An 18,900-nucleotide genomic window follows, 5' to 3' on the forward strand; every position below is an offset into this window, starting at 1 on the left:
ATCAGAATGTAACCCCGGCGACGAGTACGATGTTGCAGTACGGCTGACATTCTCCCGTACGAATGATCGCCTTGGCTTGTCGGCTGAGTACTTTGAACTGCTCGTGGGTGAGCAAATCCCTACGCCCCAGCGCCCCCTCCTCGTTCAACGCGTCGAGATTGGTCAGCGCCGTCGGTTCTTTGTCGAAAATTTCCTTGGCCAGTACATGGCTTTCCACCTGCATTTCGCTGAGCACGACGTTCAGCGTGCTGACGAAATCAGGAATGCCATGAGTCAGCGCCAGGTCGATCAATTCGACTCCCGGCGGCACCGGCAGGCCGGCGTCACCAATTACCACCATGTCACCATGGCCCAGAGATGCGATCAGCCGCGACAGCGCGACGTTGAGCAACGGAGTCTTTTTCATGCGAGTTTGAACGCCTGTACTTCGGACATTGTTGGGATGGACGGCTGCGCCCCAGCGCGGGTGACTGACAGCGCAGCGGCGATCTGACCGTAGCGAATGGCTTCAGCTTCAGATTTGCCGCTGGCCAGGGCAGCGGCAAAACCGCCAACGAAAGTGTCACCGGCCGCGGTGGTATCGACAGCCTTTACTGCCGGCGCAGGAAAATGCTCGAAGCCCGTTCCATTGGCAAACAACGAGCCCTGCGCACCGAGGGTGACGATGACTTTGCCCGCGCCCATGGCAATCAGTTGAGTGGCGGCGTTCTCAGCCGTCTGCAGCGAGTCGACTGTTACGCCGCTCAGTGCAGCCGCCTCGCTTTCGTTGGGAATCAGGTAATCGATGGCGGCGAACCAGTCCGCCGGCAAGGGCCGACTGGCTGGCGCCGGGTTGAGAATCACCGTTTTGCCCAGCGCTCGCGCACGCTTGAGCGCATGGCCGACCGTCGCATCCGGAATCTCGAGCTGGCAGATCACCACATCTGCACCCTGCAACACCGCATCAAAGCGCTCGACCACCGCTGGGGTCAGCGCACCATTCGCGCCGGCGACAATCACGATTGCATTCTGGCTGTCGTCATCAACGACGATCAGCGCTACGCCACTGGAGCCTTCAACCGCGCTCACCGCCTGGCAGTCGATTTGCTCGGCCTTTAATGCGTCGCGCAATTGCACGCCATAGTCGTCACTGCCTACACAGCCGACCATGGACACCCGCGCACCCAGCCGCGCAGCAGCAACCGCCTGATTTGCGCCCTTGCCCCCAGACACGGTGGCAAAGGAATGTCCGATCAGTGTTTCACCGCCACGGGGCAGCCGCGGCGCGCGGGTGACCAGGTCCATATTCAGACTGCCAATTACCACTACATTTGCGGTCATACATCACTACTCATCAATTCGGTTTCAGCGATATTCGGTGAACACGCCGGACAGCGGCGCGGTCGATTCGCGCAGCACAATGCTCGGGGTCACGATGCGTTGATCGGTGCCTGAATCTGGCGATGCGATTCTTCGCAACAGCACTTCGGCCGCCATCTCGCCCAGCTGCAGGATCGATTGGCCGACTGTGGTCAGCGCCGGATACACATATCGGCTCATCTGAATGTCGTCGAAGCCGATCACCGACAGCTCGGCCGGTACCCGCACGTTGCGTTCGGCCGCTGCGCGCAGCACGCCGATGCCAATCATGTCGTTACCGGCAAAAATCGCGCTGGGCGGATTGCTTTCGAGCAGCCGGGCAGCGGCGTTGTAACCGCCAGTGCTGGTGAAATCGCTTTCCAGCATGCGCGCCTCGCGCACCTCGATGCCTGCCTCTTTCAGCGCCCGGCAGTACCCGGCCTGACGCATCTGGGCCACGCTGGTACCCGCTGGCCCGCCAATAGTGGCGATGTCTCGATGCCCCAACTCGAGCAGGTGACGCGTCGCCAGATAAGCGCCGTACTCGTGGTCGATGCGCACCAGATCAGCGTTCACACCTTCCAGGCCACGGTCGACAATCACCATCGGCGTTTTCACCCCGGCCAATCCCTCGGCCAGACCAGTGTCACCGCCAGCCGAGGCGACGATGAGTCCGTCGATGCGCTTTTCCAGCAGCACGCGCAGATAGCTGCGCTGCTTTTCAGGGTTGTCATCGGAGTTGCAAAGGATCACGCAATAGCCGTTACGCTCGCAGTAATCCTCGATTCCCCGCGCCAGCTCCGCAAAGTACGGGTTGAGGCTGTTGGGCACCAGCAAGCCGATGGTGGCGGTGGTCTTGGCTTTCAATGAGCGCGCGACAGCACTTGGCACGTAGTCGAGGCTTTTGATCGCGGCTTCGACTTTCAGGCGAACTTCCTGGCTGACCGGCCGGGAGTTGTTCACCACGTGCGACACGGTCGTGTAGGAAATGCCCGCGAGTGCCGCTACATCCTTGATGGTTGCCATGGTTCAGCCCCGTCGACTGGCGCGTTGACTGCGATAGGTGTCGAGCACCACGGCAATGACGATCACCGCACCGGTGATGATGCGCTTGGTCGGCTCTGTTGCACCAATCTGTGCGAGACCGGCCGCCAGCACGGAAATGATCAACACACCAAAGAACGTACTGATCACCGAACCGCGCCCGCCCATCAGGCTGGTGCCGCCAATCACCACGGCCGCGATCACTTGCAGTTCGAGGCCGGAACCGGCGTTGGGATCCGCCGCTTCCAGACGGGAAATCTGGAACAGCGCAGCGATACCCGCCAACAATCCCATCAGGCTGAACACCAGAATCTTGTAAGGCTTGGGGTTGATCCCCGCCAGACGCACCGCTTCTTCATTGGTGCCGATGCCGATCAGATAACGACCGAAAACAGTACGAGTCAAAACCGCCTGCGCAATGAAGATCACAAGCAAAGCAATAATGAACGATGGGGAAATACCAAACGCGATCGGATTCGACAGCCAGCCGAACGCATCGCCAATGTAGGCGGTACGCGATCCGGTCATCTGATAAGCCACACCCCGAGCCATTTCCAGCACGCCGAGGGAAACAATGAACGACGGAATTCGCCACGCCACGGTAATCGACCCGGTGATCGTGCCAGCCAATGCCGCCACCGCCATGCCGAGCAAGGCCGCCGGCAAGACGCTCCAGCCCCAGCCCAGAATGGCAACGCTGACCGTCGACGCTGCCAGCGCCAACACCGACCCTACGGAAAGATCGATGCCACCGATAATGAGCACGAAGGTCATGCCCACCGCCAGAACCATCAGGTCGGGAATCTGGTTGGCCAGGGTGCTGAAGGTGTTATACGACAGGAAATGGCTGCTCAGGACCGAGAACAGCGCAATCATCGCCAGCAAGGCACCGGCCAGGCCCAGATAGGTGCCCAGGCCGTAGAAGTTGCCACTACGTTTACCGGCGGAAGATGCAATTTTCATGGGAGATCCCTAGGCGCCGCTTCGTTGAGCAACGCATCACGTTTTTGGTAGCCGGCGAATGCGGCGGCAAGCAAATCATCCTGAGTCCAGCTGTCGCGCTCGAAGGTGTCGATCAGGCGCCCCGCTGACAGCACGCCGATCCGGTCGCAGATCAGCATCAGCTCGCGCAGGTCACTGGACACCACGACCAACGCCTTGCCCTGACGGGTCAATTCGCCGAGCAAACCGTAAATATCGAACTTGGCCCCGACATCGATGCCGCGCGTGGGCTCGTCGAACAACAGCACGGAACAATCGCGCTCCAGCCAGCGGCCAATCACTACCTTCTGCTGATTACCGCCGGACAGCTCTGACACCAATTGCGTCGGACTGGAACTGCGGATGCGCATGGCCTCGATCTGGCGCTGTGCCAGGGAAATCTCGTCGGCATTGTTGACGAAACCGCCGCTGGAAATTTCCGGCATATTGCCCAGCGCGATGTTGGCGCTGATCGATTGACTGAGCAGTAGACCTTCGCCCTTGCGGTCTTCGGTGATCAGGGCAATGCCATGACGCACAGCATCGGCAGGCGAGCGCACGCTTACCACCTGCGCCGGCGAGCCGAGGGCGATGGTTCCGCTGTCAGCAACGTCGGCACCGAAGATCAGCCGTAATAACTCCGTACGCCCTGCCCCGATCAGTCCGGAGATGCCAAAGATTTCCCCGGCACGCACTTCGAACGAGACATCGCTGACTTTGTCCGAACGCGTCAGTCCCTGAACCGTCAGGGCCGGTGCGCCGATCTTGCGCGGCCCCATGTCGATGTGTTCGCCCAGTTCGCGGCCGACCATCAAGGTGACCAGTTGCTCGCTGTTGTAGTTGGCCATCGGCTCGATGCACACCAGATTGCCGTCACGCAGCACGGCAATACGCTGCGCCACCCGTGCCAATTCTTCGAGGCGGTGAGAGATATAAATGATGGAAACGCCACGAGCCTGCAATCGCGTGATCTGCTCGAAGAGCATTTCGACCTCGCGTGCCGTGAGCATCGCGGTTGGCTCATCGAGGATCAGAACGTGGCAATCGCCGATCAGGTTGCGCGCGATTTCGACCATCTGTTGATGACCGATGCCCAACTCGCCAACCAGCGTATCTGGATCGATTGCGTCGAGGCCCACTTGCGCCATGGCTTCGATCGCTGCCTTGCGCAGTTGCTTGCGGCTGATCCAGCCAGCACTGCTGGGCAGATTGTCGAGAAACAGGTTTTCCGCCACCGACAGCGTCGGCAGCAGATTGAGTTCTTGCATGACCATGCGCACGCCAAGATCTTCGGCCTGGGTACGACTGCCCGGGCAATAATCCTTGCCCTGAAATTGCATCTGGCCAGCAGTGGGCGTAACCAGACCACCGATGATTTTCGACAGAGTACTTTTACCGGCACCATTCTCACCGGTCAGCGCCAGCACTTCACCGCGCATCAGCGTCAGATCGATGCCAGTGAGCACCGGTTGCGCATAGGTCTTGCCGATACCGCTGACCGAGAGGACAGCGTTCGGGGCGGAAACTGACATAGAAATCTCCATGCGCTCACCCGAATGGGCGAGCGCCATTGTGTCGCCAGATGACTTACTTGGTAACCAGCTCAACCGGTGTTTCAATCACACCGTTGGCACCGCTGTCGACTTTCTCGCCCTTGATGATTTTGAGCGCAGTTTCAATGCCGAACACCGCTTGTCTGGCTGCGAACTGATCGGCAGTCGCCAGTACGCGACCGTCCTTGAGCATGGGCTTGATGGCGTTGATGTTGTCGTAACCGACGATTTTCACCTGCCCTGCCTTGCCAGCGGCACGGACTGCGGAAACGGCGCCGACCGCCATGCTGTCGTTACCGGCCAGCAATGCCTTGATCTGTGGGTATTCGCTGAGCATCGAAGAGGCAACCTGATTGCCCTTGTTGATCTCCCAGTCGCCAGATTGCAGCGAGACCAACTTGATCTGCGCGGCTTCCATTGCGTCCTTGAAGCCGGCCGTACGCGCCTGAGCATTGGTGGTCGTGGAGACGCCTTCGATGATGCCGACCTCGTCACCCGCCTTCAGTTGTTTGGCCAGGTATTCGCCGACCAGACGAGCACCTTTGCGGTTGTCAGGCCCTACGAACGGAACGTTGATGTTTTTGCTTTTGACGACGGCAGGGTCGAGCTGGTTGTCGATGTTGATAACCGTAATACCGGCGTCTACGGCCTTCTTGATCACCGGTACCATGGCCTTGGAGTCAGCCGGTGCGATCACCAGCGCGTCGACTTTCGAGACGATCATCTGTTCGACGATACGGATCTGGTTGGCGGTATCGGTCTCGTCCTTGATGCCGTTGGAAATCAGGTCGAAATCAGCGGAGTGTTCTTTCTGGTAAGCCTTGGCGCCGTCTTCCATGGTCAGGAAGAATTCGTTGGCCAGGGATTTCATGACCAGCGCGACTTTGGGTTTTTCTACGGATTCGGCGAACGCCGAAGAGACAGGCAGTGCGGCGGCTGTGGCAGCCAGCATAGCGACAGCAAGAAGACGTCCAGCGAATGGCAGCTTCATGGGTTCACTCCGATCTTATATTATTGTGAGCAACGTTTGCACTGGCGTAAGCTACATTGCGGCCATGCGCTGCGCAAACGTTTGCGTAGACCGAACTATGAGAATCCCGCCGACATTTGTCAACATTCAGAAGTCGTCATTTATTGTAGGGCGAATCGCTGACTCGCCCTCTCGGCACTTCATGCGGTCGTGTTGACGAGGCCGCCGCTGGTAGCACTTTTGGTCATTTCCTTTACCAGTGCACCCGCTACTTCCGCCATTGCAGCGCTGGTCTGCGCGATCTGACCTTGAATGGACATGACCGCCTGAGCCTTGGCTTCAGGCGTCGGATAGCTCGCTGCCTGCGCAGCGGCGAGTTGCTGCTGCTGTTCCTGGAGCTGCTTCTGCAATTCCTGCATGCGCTTGAGCAACGTCTTGATGGTGACGTTTTGATTGCCGCCACTTTCAGTCTTGCTGTCTTCCTGAACGGGACCGCCACCGGTTCTGACCTGGGTCTTTTCGGTTTTCTCGGTACCCAGCGCCTGACTGGATGCCTCATTGGTCGCATCGTTCAGGGTATTGATCGTCGCTGCAGTTTTACCGCCAATGGTGATCGCAGCAGGATTGGCAAAACCGACCGTCAGTGACATGTGAACTCCTAAAATTTGGTTTCCTTGAAGACGCATCGGCTTATTAGCGCATTTCTTTAGCCGATATTTCTGACCCAGCAGACCTTGAGTTACACAGCAAGCATTACGTATCGGAGAGCCGAACACATAAGTGCCTGTCGTTCGGAATCCCGGATAGCCATGCTCGTAGGAATGTTCTGACAAGCGGTAAATACTGATTTAAATCATTGGGTTAAACATTTTCCGCGGGCACAGTACGAATGGTATGAATCCTGCTCTTCTACCTGCTCCTCAAGCATTCAGATCAGCTTGGGGCGCATCTAGATGAACCTGCATCAGCACCGTCTCACGACTAGAGAGAAAAATAATGAAATCTGCTTTGAATACTTTGGTTCCGGGCGCATTGGCCCTCCTCCTGCTTCTGCCTACCGCCCTTCAGGCAAAAGAAGTCGAAACTCAGACCAAACTGGCGAACGTCGTTGTACTCGCCACGGGCGGCACCATCGCTGGCGCCGGTGCCAGCGCAGCCAACAGCGCGACCTATCAGGCGGCGAAAGTGGGTGTCGAGCAGCTGATTGCCGGCATTCCCGAGCTGAGCAAACTGGCCAACGTGCGCGGCGAACAAGTCATGCAGATTGCCTCGGAGAGCATCACCAACGACAACCTGCTGCAATTGGGCCGTCGCGTCGCGGAACTGGCTGACAGCAAGGACGTCGATGGCATCGTCATCACTCATGGCACCGATACTCTGGAAGAAACCGCTTACTTTCTGAACCTGGTCGAAAAAACCGACAAGCCGATCATTGTCGTTGGCTCGATGCGTCCCGGCACCGCGATGTCGGCGGACGGCATGCTCAATCTCTACAATGCCGTTGCCGTGGCCGGCAGCAAAGAAGCACGCGGCAAAGGCGTGCTGGTCACCATGAACGACGAGATCCAGTCCGGTCGTGACGTCAGCAAAACGATCAACATCAAGACCGAAGCGTTCAAAAGCGCCTGGGGCCCGATGGGCATGGTGGTCGAAGGCAAATCCTACTGGTTCCGCCTTCCGGCCAAGCGTCACACCATGGACTCGGAATTCGACATCAAGAACATCAAGAGCCTGCCTGACGTGGAAATCGCCTACGGCTACGGCAACGTGAGCGATACCGCCTACAAGGCACTGGCCCAATCCGGCGCCAAAGCCATCATCCACGCTGGCACCGGCAACGGATCGGTGTCCTCTCGCGTGGTTCCGACCTTGCAGGCGCTGCGCAAGGATGGCGTGCAGATCATTCGCTCGTCACATGTCAATGCCGGCGGTTTTGTCCTGCGTAACGCCGAGCAGCCTGACGACAAGTATGACTGGGTTGTCGCGCACGACCTGAACCCGCAAAAAGCCCGCATCCTGGCGATGGTCGCCCTGACCAAAACCAACGACAGCAAAGAACTGCAGCGCATTTTCTGGGAATACTGATTGACCTTCGCCTGATCAGCTCGCGATCGGGCAATTGCTCACCGCCTGCCAGCTTGGCAGGCGGTGCCTCGCCTACACCCTTCAAGCTTTTTCCCACAAAAACTCGTCAGGCGTTACACCAAAATTGGAAAAGCGCTGTCAGAGGATTTTCTTGAATTTTAAGCAGTTGCGAAATTGCCTACAGTTAAATACTGTATGCACGTACAGCTTAATAAGGATAACCTCGTGGCCACCTCTCCTGCTGCTCCTGACGCTTATGAACGCATGGGTATGCGCGTTCAGAAAATCATCAATTCTCCCACCGCACAAAAATCCAAAGCCGCACTGATTTTCCGTTTGCCGGATGAGCCAATGGATGACTGGGAGCGATTGCTCGAGGAAATCGACGAGAACGACAACGTTACCCTCGCTTATCGCGATGACGGTGGTGTGCAGATTTTTTGGGTTGTGCCGAAGGAAGATTGATTCAATGAGTGTCCGCTGTGTTGCTTTACTGTTGTTATTTATCGCCATGGGAGCCCAGGCCGGCGCTCCGCGTACATTTTCGGAGGCCAAGAAAGCGGCGTGGAAACTGTATGCACCGCAATCCACCGAGTTTTATTGCGGCTGCAAGTACACCGGTAACAAGGTCGATCTGAAGGCTTGCGGGTATGTTCCCCGAAAGAACGCCAAGCGTGCTTCAAGAATCGAGTGGGAGCACATTGTGCCGGCGTGGCAGATCGGCCATCAGCGGCAATGCTGGCAGGACGGTGGACGCAAGAACTGCACTCGATACGATCCGGTTTATCAAAAGGCCGAAGCAGATTTGCATAACCTGGTACCGAGCATCGGCGAGGTCAACGGTGATCGAAGCAATTTCAGCTTCGGATGGCTGCCGGTGCAATCCGGCCAGTACGGCTCGTGCTTGACCCACGTCGACTTCAAAGCCAAGAAGGTCATGCCCCGCCCTTCGATTCGCGGCATGATCGCGCGGACCTATTTTTACATGAGCAAGCAGTATGGCTTGCGTCTGTCCAAACAGGATCGAAAGCTCTACGAGGCGTGGGACAAGACCTATCCGGTGGAAGACTGGGAGCGCCAGCGCAATCAAAGCGTGGCGTGCGTGATGGGGCGTGGCAATGCCTTTGTCGGCCCGGTGAACCTGAAAGCCTGCGGCTGACCGGAGCGCAAAAAAGGCCTTTAGCACTATGCTCAAGGCCTTTTCTCATGCCCGGCGCTTTTTCATGCTGAAAAACGCCTGAGCCCGAAACATCGATTATGGCGTGAGCGGATGCTCGATCACGACCGACTCAATGTTCTGCTTCTTGGCTTTTACCAGAGCAGCATCCACCTGCACCTTCCGAGCCTCGGCATCAGCTCTGGAATTGAACGGACCAATCAGAATCCGGTTTTTACCGCTGCCGTCCTTGACGACGGTCGGAACAAAAGCGTGCTCGATCAACCAGCCACTCAGATCACTGACTGCCTGAGGGGTTTCGCCACGCACTTCCAGATCCCACTGTGGCGCGGAGGCCGCCGCCGGCGCGGCCGCGACCTTCGTCTCAGGCTTCGGCGCATCTACATTCCTGCCTTCACCGCAGCCTGCCAATGCCAGTGCCGCTACCAGCCAAACCAATTTGCGCACAACGCTTTCCTCGGAATTCGTAAAGCGGCGATCTTAACATTCAAAAATACTTCGCGAGCCCCGCAAAATGGGCGCAAAACAACGAGAATGATGATTGCAGGCTCTGTATAGTTACGCCCTGGGAATTAATGCCGCTTCTGCGCGTCAGAAAGAGGCACCCAAACCGTGAGACTTCGCACTAATCTATAGATACCACCGACCTCTGCACTGTCTGAATCAGGTGCCCTACAAAGCAATCAAGGAGAAGACCATGCTGATACTCACCCGCAAAGTCGGTGAAAGCATAAACATTGGTGATGACATCACGATCACCATCCTCGGAGTCAGCGGCCAACAGGTTCGCATCGGCATCAACGCTCCGAAAAACGTGGCAGTGCACCGCGAAGAAATCTACCAACGTATCCAGGCCGGCCTGACCGCTCCGGAAAAGCCACAAACGCCCTGAACCACACTGCCTTACGTAGCCAGTCCCTTTGCCCCGTGCAAGACTGGCTAAAGATTCACGCGCCGTTTCGCCATCCGCATTTCAACCCGCTGGGCACGGCGCCTGAAGCACTACCCCCTCCGCTTGCCCCCCTCTCCTCTCGTGTGCCGATATTACCTTTCACTCTTTGAGCTGGCTGTCGGACGTTTCCGATAGAGCGCGGAGAATGTCGTCCTCTAAGCCAATACCAGTTCGTTGAATGCCCTGCCGCGCGTAAGCACCGCCCATAAACCCAGGGCAAAGGCGAATAAACGAACGGCTGCGAGAACCCACGGACTCAGCATCGACGCATTCCGTTTATAAGTGTCGAAAAGTGGTCAGTCAGTAGTAGACGAAAAAACAGCGCCACGCTCGAAGCGATGACGATGACAGAGAAGAAAGGTGCCGCGCGCCAAATCGCAGGCAAAAAAAATCCCAAGCAGCTGATGGAAGCTTGGGATTTAAAAATGCATAAACCGTGGTGGTGAACGCGGGACGGATGTTACTTAAATTCACACTCTCCAACAAGGCTTTTTCGATAACTGGCTGGAAGAAAAAAAGCTGTAAGCCGCTAAATATCCACACGTTTTTTATGACGACAGGAAAAAAGAACGCACCAAAATGGCGCTTTCACGATTTGGCGCAACAGTGGTCCATGGAGGCTCGATACCGCTGAACAGACAGAGCCGAATCGCTAGAAGGAGGCACAGCAAAAAATCGCAGACAACAAAAAAGGGCTCACCTTTCGGTGAGCCCTTCCAGACCGCCCAGCAGAGCGGATTTTGTTTGGTAGGCGCGATTGGACTCGAACCAACGACCCCCACCATGTCAAGGTGGTGCTCTAACCAACTGAGCTACGTGCCTGCTGTGAGGCGGCATTCTACGGAATTCCGGAGGGGTGTCAACACCTTTTTTTCACCTAACCCTATGAATATGCAAAATATTTAATTTCAGCTCAGCGACGCAGACTTTGCGGTGGCTGGCGAAGGTTTTTCAACTCGGGTAGGATCGGCGCACTCGTAAAATATATTAAACAGAGGCAGCAGGATGGCGAACACCCAATACCCGGAATCTTATTACGCTGCGTCGGCCAATGCCGTACCGCCACGTCCTGCGCTGCAGGATGATGTGGAAACGGACGTCTGTGTGATCGGCGCCGGGTATACCGGACTGTCCTCCGCTTTGTTTCTGCTGGAGAACGGTTTTCGCGTGACAGTGCTGGAAGCGGCCAAGGTCGGTTTTGGTGCCTCGGGGCGTAACGGCGGGCAGATCGTCAATAGTTATAGCCGTGACATTGATGTCATCGAGCGCACGGTCGGCCCCAAGCAAGCGCAACTGCTCGGTCAGATGGCCTTTGAAGGCGGCCGGATCATTCGTGAGCGTGTGGCCAAATACAACATCCAGTGCGACCTGAAGGACGGCGGCGTGTTCGCTGCCCTTTCCGCCAAACAGATGGGTCACCTCGAATCGCAAAAGCGCCTCTGGGAGCGCTTCGGGCACACGCAACTCGAACTGCTCGATCAGCGCCGCATCCGCGAAGTGGTTGGCTGCGACCAGTACGTAGGCGGCATGCTCGACATGAGCGGTGGCCATATCCATCCGCTGAACCTTGCGCTCGGCGAAGCGACGGCGGTCGAGTCTCTCGGCGGGACTATCTACGAGCAGTCCCCCGCCGTGCGCATCGAACGCGGCGCCAACCCGGTCGTGCATACACCGCTGGGAAAGGTCAGGGCCAAGTTCATCATCGTCGCCGGTAACGCCTACCTGGGTAATCTGGTGCCGGAACTGGCAGCCAAATCGATGCCGTGCGGCACTCAAGTCATCACCACCGAGCCACTGGGTGATGAACTGGCGAAAGCGCTGCTGCCGCAGGATTACTGCGTCGAAGACTGTAATTATTTGCTCGACTATTACCGTCTGACCGGCGACAAACGCCTGATCTTCGGCGGCGGCGTGGTCTATGGCGCGCGCGATCCGGCGAACATCGAAGCGATCATCCGCCCGAAGATGCTCAAGGCTTTTCCGCAGCTCAAGGATGTGAAGATCGACTACGCCTGGACCGGAAATTTCCTGCTGACCCTTTCGCGTCTGCCGCAGGTGGGTCGCTTGGGCGACAACATTTATTACTCGCAAGGCTGCAGCGGCCATGGCGTCACTTATACGCACCTGGCGGGCAAGGTACTGGCCGAAGCGTTGCGCGGTCAGGCTGAGCGCTTTGACGCATTTGCCGATCTGCCGCACTACCCGTTCCCGGGTGGGCAATTGCTGCGTACGCCGTTTGCGGCACTTGGCGCCTGGTATTACGGACTGCGCGATAAATTCGGGATGTAAAAAAGGGCCGCAATAGCGGCCCTTTGATTTTGAACTCAAAGCTCAGAGCTGATCGCGAGCAATCCCACTGCGGAGTCGCACGATGTCCGACAGCACCGCCAAAGCGATTTCCGCCAGCGTCTTGCTGCCGAGGTTAAGGCCGATCGGCGCATGAATCCGCGCCAGCTGCGCCTCACTCAAACCGCCAATGCGCCGCAAGCGCTCGAAGCGTTTCTGTGATGTTTGCAGCGAACCCATTACGCCAATATAGAACGCTTCAGTGCGCACCGCTTCCATCATCGCCAGGTCGTCGATGCGTGGATCATGGGTCAGCGCCACCACAGCCGTGTCCCGATGGCAGCCACCGTCGGCAATGAACACCGAGGGCAATTGCCGACGAATTTCCACGCCGTTGAGTACCACGCCTTCAAGCACTTCTTCGCGCGGGTCACAGAGAATCACTTCAAACCCGAGACCGACCGCAAACTCGGCGCACGCCTGAGCAACGCTGGAATACCCGGCCAGCAACAAGCGCTGCGCCGCACCGATACGGATACGCACACGATCGACTTTTCGTTCAATGCGCGCGCCCTGCTCCTGATCAGCGAACAGACAACGCGCGCCGCTGGCCAGAATGACCTCGCGAATCAGACGGCGCTGGCCGAGCAGCGCCGATTCCAGCTCACGCAGATGCGCCTGCACCGGACAGCCAGCGTCAAATTTCTCTACCAACACCTCAAGAATGCCGCCACACGGCAGGCTGACCCGCGAGCGCGGATCATCGCCTTCGCCGTAGCGCACGACGCTGACCGGTTCGTCAAACGCACCTTCGGCAACGCGCTCGAGAAAATCTTCCTCAACGCAACCGCCCGACAGCGATCCGATCCACTGCCCGCCGTCGCTCACCGCCAGCAGCGAACCCGGCGCGCGCGGCGCCGAGCCGTAGGTGGCCAGCACGGTGCACAGCCAGATGCGCTGCCCCGCCACCGACCACTCCAGCGCTCGTCGCACCACTTGCAGATCGAGATGCTGCATATCAGTGGGCCTTGTGCTCGAGGGTCGGCGCGTCGGCTTGCAGCTTCTGCACGTCACTTACCGCCAGCTCAGCGCTCTGGCCACCCCAACCTTGACGCAGATAATTAAGCAGATCAGTCAGTTGGCCGGCACTGAGCTTGCCGGCGAAGCCCGGCATCGGCTGCATATGCTCAAATCCGGAAAACTTCTGCTCGCCGATGCCATCCTCGATCACCCGCAACAGATTGCGCGGATCTTCCAGGCGCAACGTCGTATTGCCGCGCATGGCCACGGCAATGTGCGGTTTGCCTTCACCGCCTGCGGCGTGGCATCCGGCACAGACGTTCAGGTATTCCTGACGGCCACGCTGAGCACTCGGGCTGAGCTTGTCCAGCGGCACTTCGACGAGTTCCTTGGCCGGCGGCGGATTATCACCGAGCAGGAACGTCGCCATCGCTGCCAGATCCGGATCGCTCAGACCCTGAGTGCTGTTGTGAAACACCGGAAACATCTCATTGAACATCGTCCCTTGCGCGCTCATGCCGTGCTTGAGAAAGGTGCTCAGATCCTGATGATTCCAGCCGCGCGCGGCAAGGTCAGTGGCCAGCAGGCTCGGCGCCAGATAACCATTGAGAACGCCGCCAGTCATGCGCTTGTCCATTTGCATCGCGCCAGGCAGGCCGCGTGGCGTATGGCATTCGCCGCAGTGACCGAGGACATCGACCATGTACTGGCCGCGCTTCCAGGCTTCACTTTTACCTTCGGCAGGCTCCAGCTTGACGTCTTTGCCGTACAACATGTTCCAGCCGGTCAGGCCCAGACGGACGTTGAAGGGGAAGCTCAGACGCGTAAACGGAGCGGCGCGCTCGATGGGCTCGATGGTCTTCAGGTACGCGTGAATCGCATCGGAGTCAGCGCGCGGCATCAAGTGATACGAGGTGTATGGCATCGCCGGATACAGGTTCGCGCCATCGCGACGCTTGCCTTCGGCGAGTGCCGCGAAGAACTCCTCATCGTTGTACAGCCCGATGCCGTGCTCCTTGCTCGGAGTGATGTTGGTGCCATAGATCGTGCCGAATGGCGAAACGATTGGCAGGCCGCCCGCATAAGGCGCGCCGCCCGGCGCGGTGTGGCAGGCCATGCAATCGGCGGCGCGGGCGAGGTATTCGCCGCGCTTGACCTGATCGTCGGCGTGGGCAACCAACATCGGCGCAGCCAACCCAGCCGCCAAGGCCAGGCGGGTCAGTAATCGCTTCATACTCAACCCTCCTTGACCAGGCCGAGATCGGTCAGCACGTTACGCGTGGCGCTGTAGTAGCGCACGTATCCTGTGCAGCGGCAGACGTGATGGCCGAGGCTGTCTTCGATGACCTGCTCCAGCTGGCTTTTGACGATGGGCTGGCGCTGCAGCTTTTCCACCAGCACCGTAGCGGCGTTGACGAAGCCGGGTGCGCAATAGCTGCACTGAAAGGCGAATTCGTCGACAAAGCGTTGCTGGATCGGATTCAGCTCGATGACCTGGCCATGCTCGTCGCGACTGGCGTGCCCTTCAATCGTGCGGACTTTCTTGCCCTCGAAATAGTGCGCACCGGTGATGCAGGTACGCACTTCTTCGCTGGTGCCATCAGGGTTGTCGACGATGACCACGCATGCGTGACAGATACCCTGGCCGCAGCCCAGACGGGAACCGGTAAGGTTTTTGTATTCGTGCAGATAGTCGATCATCGGCAGGTCATCAGGGATGTCCACCGGGCCGACGGATTGACCATTGAGGGTCAGTTGAAGCGGACGGTTAGGCATTGAGGGCCTCCTTGATGCGCGCAGCAGTAATGGGAAGATCGCGAACACGTTTGCCGATGGCGTGGGCCACGGCGTTGCCGATAGCGCCGACGATCGGGATCATCACCACTTCGGCAATGCCTTTGGACGGATCACTTGGCGACAGTGGTGGCAGAATTTCCGCCGTCTGTTTCCACACCGCCACGTGACGCGCCATCGGCAGACGGTACCGGTTGAAGTTCCAGTCGCCCTCCCCCGGCCCGCCTTCGTACAGCGGCATTTCTTCCATCAACGCGTGACCAATGCCCATGGCGATACCGCCTTCGAGCTGGCCCTTGACCAACTCTTCAACCAGCACTCGACCGCACTCGATCCACGAATGGTGGTTGAGCACTTCGACTTCCGCGGAGCCCTTGTTGACCTTCAACTCGACCAGCGTGGCGACCGGGCTGTAATACGTCACGGCAGCGTTGTTCAGTTGAACCACTGGATAATTGACGTTCTGACGGTCCAGCAGATGGAAACCGGCGCTGTTCATCTGCGCTTTTTTCGCTTGCGGCGCACCGTCACCGTACTTCACCGCCAGCCCGTCGAGCGGAAGGCGTTCGCGCACGCCGTCGATGCTGTATTCAGCCTCGGCCCAGCTCCAACGGTTAAAACCGTGCACCGTGGCGCCCGTCACCAGACCACGTTCGTGTGCACGTTTGGCCAATTCTTCGAAGCTCAGCGGCTGCATGCCGTTGGCGGTGAGCTTGCCATCGACCCAATGCGCATCTTCGCGGCGAACCACGTAAGGGTTGGCCTGACCGCCATAGGGGCCCTGACGCCAGATCTCCAGCGCTGCCGGCCACAGACCGTGGTTGAACAGCACGCGTGCCGCTTCGCGGGTCGCATGGCTGAAGTAATACGCTGAGTTGGTCGCCGACGACGCCGAGGCCAGCTTGCCGACCCAACGCGGGTTGCGCAGCAGGTTGTCCTGCTCGGTCTGGCTCATGATGTAGGGATTGCCGCTGGTGAGCAGCTGCATCTCCTTCCACTCGGTTTCGCCGGTCTTCACTTCGTGCGCCGGGCTGCCGAGGAAATCGGCGACAACCAACGCTTGCGACGTGGACATGCCAGTGCCGATTTCAATGCCGATGTGGCGCAGGGTGATGCGGCCGTCAGCGGTGTATTCGATGCTGGCCATCGGCGCCTCGGAGCCAGTGCCGAAGTCTTTCTGGCAGATCGCGAAACCGACGCCATACCAGTTATCCGGGTCAGCGGCTTCACGCTGCTTTTTGATCGCGTCGCGGTTCTTCCAGACTTCGTGCACCGAGGCCTTGTCGAGAATCTCATGCAGGCGCAGCGCACCGGCAGGAATCGCACCCTGGGTGTTCTTCATGCCGGAACGCAGGGCGTTCTTGCGCCGCAAATCGATCGCGTCGACACCCAGGCGATTGGCGATTTCGTCGACCATCATTTCAGTCGCCGCCATGCTCTGCAAGGTGCCATAACCGCGCATCGAGCCCGCTTCGACCGCCCGCGAGTGATAAGCCGTCACCTGCAAATCGTTCTGCGGCATGTAGTAGATCGACTGCGCGGCCGTGGCGCCAACCGCCGCCACCGAAGGGCTGTAGTTGACCCGGCCGCCACCATCGACGCTCATTTCGGCACGGAAAATCTTGAAGGTGTAATCGTTCTTGTCCACGGCCAGTTGGTAGCGGATGTCGAACGGATGACGCTTGATGCCGCTCTGAAATTGCTCGTAGCGGTCGTTGGCCAGACGCACCGGCACACCGGCACCGTACAGCGCGGCCAAGGCGGCGTAGTAAACGAAGATGTTGTGGTCTTTGGAGCCGTACCCGACGGTGTAACCCGGGTGCATGTTGAGGTTGGCGAGACCGAAACGCGACGGCCCGATCATCTTCGCCGTCTCGGTCGCGGTTTCCAGCGGGCACTGAGTCGCGACAACGAAATGCAGGGTCTTGGTTTTCGGGTCGTACCAGCCGTTGCCGTTGTCCGGCTCCAGGGCGGCCGGCTCGATCGAGGGTGTCTTGTAGCGCTCGTCAAACACCAGCCAGTTGTCCGGCGGTGTGTCGATCTCTTGCTTCATGCGATCGGCGTAGAACAGGCCACGCTCGGTCAAGTTGCCGTGCAGATTCGGCGATGCGTTCCACACCGGGCGACGGTTTTTCAGCATCGGAAACAGGATCGAATCCTTGAGACTGGCGAACTCGTCTTCGTCCGCCGACGTGGCGCCACCCACGCGCACGTAGCGGAAACTGCCGTAGGGATCTCCCTCGTAGAACGGCACTTTGGCGCCGTAACGAATCGCTTTGTCATTGAATTTGAGCTGGTTTTTGGCCTGACGAAAACGTTCGAAGTCGTTCCAGATCAGGATCGCCACCGGGTGACCAATGAACATCGGCACCTTGCCTTCCGGCAGCAACGGATCAGGTGCGTGCTCTTCGGGGAAGACGATACCGTCCTTGTCCAGGTCGGCGGCAGTGACGATGCGGTCTGGCTGCAGATCGGCACCGAGCCACGCCAAATCATAACCATCGTAGATGCGGTCAGCCTTGATGGTTTTCAGCAACATGGCGTGGCCTTGCTGCTCAGGCCAGCCGGGCATGTCCTTGGCACGGATGTCGCGGGCGAAGACTTTGCTGCCGCAGACTTTGGACAAGGCATCGTTACGTTGACGCGCCTTGCCGTTGTTACCGAGCCACTTCTCGGAAGGCACAGTGACGCTGTTTTCCATCAAGGCAGCCAGCGCCTGACTGCTGAGCGGCGTGAGCGTGACGCTCACGCCCGCCACCAGCCCGCCCTGTAGGAACGAGCGCCGGGATATTTCACGGTTGGACATGGATCATCCTCTGGGCGGTTATACGTCCGCCCTTTTGGTTATGTACTGGGAATCTCGAGTCGTGCAGAAGCTCTTTCTGGCGAAGCAAAGAGCTGTGTTGACAGTGCAAAGCTGACCGAAAGGTTAACTTTAAAGGTTTCTGCGTCCGTAGCAAACAAGCAGTTACAAAAAGCTGACTGTTTAATCAAAAAAATCAATGCGACGCGGCACCGCAGGAGACTCGCAGACTTTCTGGCAGGAGCTGTCGAGCGCAACGAGGCTGCGGTCTTTTGATCTTGTTTTTACGGTCAGGATCAAAAGATCGCAGCGTGCCTCAGCTCCTACAGGGGGATTTGTGCAGGAATTAGAGAGGGAGAGGAATAGCCAAATTTCAGACACAAAAAACCCCGGTCTTTCGACCAGGGTCTTTGCTATCGATCCGACTCTGCCAATGGCAGACTTCGGCGCTTCAAGGCGTTCAGTAGTCCTTGAAGCAGATATGGCGCAGCGGACGGGACTCGAACCCGCGACCCCCGGCGTGACAGGCCGGTATTCTAACCGACTGAACTACCGCTGCGTATCGCTTTGAGCTTGCGCTCAAGTAACTCGTTTTGACTGAAAGCTTCGGTGCTTTGCAATCGCGAACCAGACAAGGTCTGCTTCGTAAATATGGCGCAGCGGACGGGACTCGAACCCGCGACCCCCGGCGTGACAGGCCGGTATTCTAACCGACTGAACTACCGCTGCGCGTCGGTGCAGGCACTTTCAGCCTACTCTCTTGCTTGCGCAAGCTTCTCGGGATTGGTGGGTGATGACGGGATCGAACCGCCGACATTCTGCTTGTAAGGCAGACGCTCTCCCAGCTGAGCTAATCACCCGTTTGCATCTCCGAGGCCGCGAAATTTACGCAGGTGC

Annotated in this window: 17 protein-coding genes and 4 tRNA genes; 5 read left to right on the top strand and 16 right to left on the bottom strand. The window is 58.3% G+C overall.

What is annotated here, in order from left to right:
- Window position 1: 1 nt before the first annotated feature.
- From rbsD to HU727_RS16425, 7 genes are all read right to left on the bottom strand, one after another.
- Window positions 2–406 carry a D-ribose pyranase gene (gene rbsD, locus HU727_RS16395; RefSeq protein ID WP_186532584.1) on the bottom strand — a complete coding sequence of 135 codons (405 nt, stop codon included), beginning with the start codon at window positions 404–406 and terminating at the stop codon, window positions 2–4.
- The gene (rbsK, locus tag HU727_RS16400) at window positions 403–1,320 is read right to left on the bottom strand and encodes a ribokinase (protein ID WP_186532585.1); all 918 of its coding nucleotides are present in this window, start codon (window positions 1,318–1,320) and stop codon (window positions 403–405) included. The genes rbsD and rbsK overlap by 4 nt, the downstream gene beginning before the upstream one ends.
- A gap of 24 nt (window positions 1,321–1,344) precedes the next feature.
- Window positions 1,345–2,364 (bottom strand): LacI family DNA-binding transcriptional regulator, encoded by a 1,020-nt coding sequence (locus tag HU727_RS16405; protein WP_186532586.1) that lies wholly within the window; start codon window positions 2,362–2,364, stop codon window positions 1,345–1,347.
- A gap of 3 nt (window positions 2,365–2,367) precedes the next feature.
- Window positions 2,368–3,345 (bottom strand): ABC transporter permease, encoded by a 978-nt coding sequence (locus tag HU727_RS16410; RefSeq protein WP_186532587.1) that lies wholly within the window; start codon window positions 3,343–3,345, stop codon window positions 2,368–2,370.
- On the bottom strand, window positions 3,342–4,895 hold the full coding sequence (locus HU727_RS16415) for a sugar ABC transporter ATP-binding protein (RefSeq protein WP_186532588.1): 1,554 nt from the start codon (window positions 4,893–4,895) through the stop codon (window positions 3,342–3,344). The genes HU727_RS16410 and HU727_RS16415 overlap by 4 nt, the downstream gene beginning before the upstream one ends.
- A 55-nt stretch (window positions 4,896–4,950) precedes the next feature.
- Window positions 4,951–5,907: a sugar ABC transporter substrate-binding protein gene (locus tag HU727_RS16420; protein ID WP_186532589.1), complete on the bottom strand. Its 957-nt coding sequence runs from the start codon at window positions 5,905–5,907 to the stop codon at window positions 4,951–4,953.
- Between the two features lie 179 nt (window positions 5,908–6,086).
- On the bottom strand, window positions 6,087–6,536 hold the full coding sequence (locus tag HU727_RS16425) for a hypothetical protein (RefSeq protein WP_186532590.1): 450 nt from the start codon (window positions 6,534–6,536) through the stop codon (window positions 6,087–6,089).
- A 346-nt stretch (window positions 6,537–6,882) separates the two neighbouring features.
- On the opposite strand from HU727_RS16425, the gene HU727_RS16430 reads away from it, so the two are divergent.
- From HU727_RS16430 to HU727_RS16440, 3 genes are all read left to right on the top strand, one after another.
- Window positions 6,883–7,971: an asparaginase gene (locus HU727_RS16430; RefSeq protein WP_186532591.1), complete on the top strand. Its 1,089-nt coding sequence runs from the start codon at window positions 6,883–6,885 to the stop codon at window positions 7,969–7,971.
- Window positions 7,972–8,166: 195 nt separating this feature from the next.
- The gene (locus tag HU727_RS16435) at window positions 8,167–8,436 is read left to right on the top strand and encodes a DUF1654 domain-containing protein (protein WP_186532592.1); all 270 of its coding nucleotides are present in this window, start codon (window positions 8,167–8,169) and stop codon (window positions 8,434–8,436) included.
- Window positions 8,437–8,440: 4 nt separating this feature from the next.
- Window positions 8,441–9,130 carry an endonuclease gene (locus tag HU727_RS16440; RefSeq protein ID WP_186532593.1) on the top strand — a complete coding sequence of 230 codons (690 nt, stop codon included), beginning with the start codon at window positions 8,441–8,443 and terminating at the stop codon, window positions 9,128–9,130.
- 96 nt (window positions 9,131–9,226) lie between these two features.
- On the opposite strand, the gene HU727_RS16445 is transcribed toward HU727_RS16440, so the two are convergent.
- Entirely contained in the window at window positions 9,227–9,595 is a 369-nt protein-coding gene (locus HU727_RS16445; protein WP_186532594.1) for an SPOR domain-containing protein, read from the bottom strand.
- A gap of 250 nt (window positions 9,596–9,845) precedes the next feature.
- On the opposite strand from HU727_RS16445, the gene csrA reads away from it, so the two are divergent.
- Window positions 9,846–10,040: a carbon storage regulator CsrA gene (gene csrA / locus HU727_RS16450; RefSeq protein ID WP_186532595.1), complete on the top strand. Its 195-nt coding sequence runs from the start codon at window positions 9,846–9,848 to the stop codon at window positions 10,038–10,040.
- 805 nt (window positions 10,041–10,845) lie between these two features.
- Here the strand turns inward: csrA and HU727_RS16455 are convergent.
- A tRNA-Val gene (locus tag HU727_RS16455) sits at window positions 10,846–10,922 on the bottom strand.
- A 183-nt stretch (window positions 10,923–11,105) separates the two neighbouring features.
- On the opposite strand from HU727_RS16455, the gene HU727_RS16460 reads away from it, so the two are divergent.
- Window positions 11,106–12,389, top strand: coding sequence for an NAD(P)/FAD-dependent oxidoreductase (locus HU727_RS16460; RefSeq protein WP_186532596.1), 1,284 nt, complete (start codon window positions 11,106–11,108; stop codon window positions 12,387–12,389).
- 42 nt (window positions 12,390–12,431) lie between these two features.
- Here the strand turns inward: HU727_RS16460 and HU727_RS16465 are convergent, their stop codons facing one another.
- The 7 genes from HU727_RS16465 to HU727_RS16495 all read right to left on the bottom strand — a co-directional run bounded on the left by HU727_RS16465 (window position 12,432) and on the right by HU727_RS16495 (window position 18,863).
- Entirely contained in the window at window positions 12,432–13,403 is a 972-nt protein-coding gene (locus HU727_RS16465; protein ID WP_186532597.1) for an XdhC family protein, read from the bottom strand.
- Window position 13,404: 1 nt separating this feature from the next.
- On the bottom strand, window positions 13,405–14,640 hold the full coding sequence (locus HU727_RS16470) for a c-type cytochrome (protein ID WP_186532598.1): 1,236 nt from the start codon (window positions 14,638–14,640) through the stop codon (window positions 13,405–13,407).
- A gap of 2 nt (window positions 14,641–14,642) precedes the next feature.
- A complete protein-coding gene (locus tag HU727_RS16475) occupies window positions 14,643–15,182 on the bottom strand; it encodes a (2Fe-2S)-binding protein (RefSeq protein ID WP_186532599.1) in 540 nt (179 codons plus the stop codon).
- On the bottom strand, window positions 15,175–18,006 hold the full coding sequence (locus HU727_RS16480) for a xanthine dehydrogenase family protein molybdopterin-binding subunit (protein WP_186532600.1): 2,832 nt from the start codon (window positions 18,004–18,006) through the stop codon (window positions 15,175–15,177). Before HU727_RS16480 ends, HU727_RS16475 begins: the two co-directional genes overlap by 8 nt.
- Window positions 18,007–18,485: 479 nt before the next feature.
- Window positions 18,486–18,562, bottom strand: a tRNA-Asp gene (locus HU727_RS16485).
- A gap of 93 nt (window positions 18,563–18,655) precedes the next feature.
- A tRNA-Asp gene (locus HU727_RS16490) sits at window positions 18,656–18,732 on the bottom strand.
- A 55-nt stretch (window positions 18,733–18,787) separates the two neighbouring features.
- Window positions 18,788–18,863 (bottom strand) — tRNA-Val (locus HU727_RS16495).
- Window positions 18,864–18,900: the final 37 nt, after the last annotated feature.

It is taken from the genome of Pseudomonas khorasanensis (assembly GCF_014268505.2).
In the GTDB taxonomy this organism is placed as follows: domain Bacteria; phylum Pseudomonadota; class Gammaproteobacteria; order Pseudomonadales; family Pseudomonadaceae; genus Aquipseudomonas; species Aquipseudomonas khorasanensis.

Coding starts and splice junctions, on each gene's coding strand:
- rbsD (WP_186532584.1), bottom strand. CDS start 406: ATGAAAAAGACTCCGTTGCTCAACGTCGCGCTGTCGCGGCTGATCGCA.
- rbsK (WP_186532585.1), bottom strand. CDS start 1,320: ATGACCGCAAATGTAGTGGTAATTGGCAGTCTGAATATGGACCTGGTC.
- HU727_RS16405 (WP_186532586.1), bottom strand. CDS start 2,364: ATGGCAACCATCAAGGATGTAGCGGCACTCGCGGGCATTTCCTACACG.
- HU727_RS16410 (WP_186532587.1), bottom strand. CDS start 3,345: ATGAAAATTGCATCTTCCGCCGGTAAACGTAGTGGCAACTTCTACGGC.
- HU727_RS16415 (WP_186532588.1), bottom strand. CDS start 4,895: ATGTCAGTTTCCGCCCCGAACGCTGTCCTCTCGGTCAGCGGTATCGGC.
- HU727_RS16420 (WP_186532589.1), bottom strand. CDS start 5,907: ATGAAGCTGCCATTCGCTGGACGTCTTCTTGCTGTCGCTATGCTGGCT.
- HU727_RS16425 (WP_186532590.1), bottom strand. CDS start 6,536: ATGTCACTGACGGTCGGTTTTGCCAATCCTGCTGCGATCACCATTGGC.
- HU727_RS16430 (WP_186532591.1), top strand. CDS start 6,883: ATGAAATCTGCTTTGAATACTTTGGTTCCGGGCGCATTGGCCCTCCTC.
- HU727_RS16435 (WP_186532592.1), top strand. CDS start 8,167: ATGCACGTACAGCTTAATAAGGATAACCTCGTGGCCACCTCTCCTGCT.
- HU727_RS16440 (WP_186532593.1), top strand. CDS start 8,441: ATGAGTGTCCGCTGTGTTGCTTTACTGTTGTTATTTATCGCCATGGGA.
- csrA (WP_186532595.1), top strand. CDS start 9,846: ATGCTGATACTCACCCGCAAAGTCGGTGAAAGCATAAACATTGGTGAT.
- HU727_RS16460 (WP_186532596.1), top strand. CDS start 11,106: ATGGCGAACACCCAATACCCGGAATCTTATTACGCTGCGTCGGCCAAT.
- HU727_RS16465 (WP_186532597.1), bottom strand. CDS start 13,403: ATGCAGCATCTCGATCTGCAAGTGGTGCGACGAGCGCTGGAGTGGTCG.
- HU727_RS16470 (WP_186532598.1), bottom strand. CDS start 14,640: ATGAAGCGATTACTGACCCGCCTGGCCTTGGCGGCTGGGTTGGCTGCG.
- HU727_RS16475 (WP_186532599.1), bottom strand. CDS start 15,182: ATGCCTAACCGTCCGCTTCAACTGACCCTCAATGGTCAATCCGTCGGC.
- HU727_RS16480 (WP_186532600.1), bottom strand. CDS start 18,006: ATGTCCAACCGTGAAATATCCCGGCGCTCGTTCCTACAGGGCGGGCTG.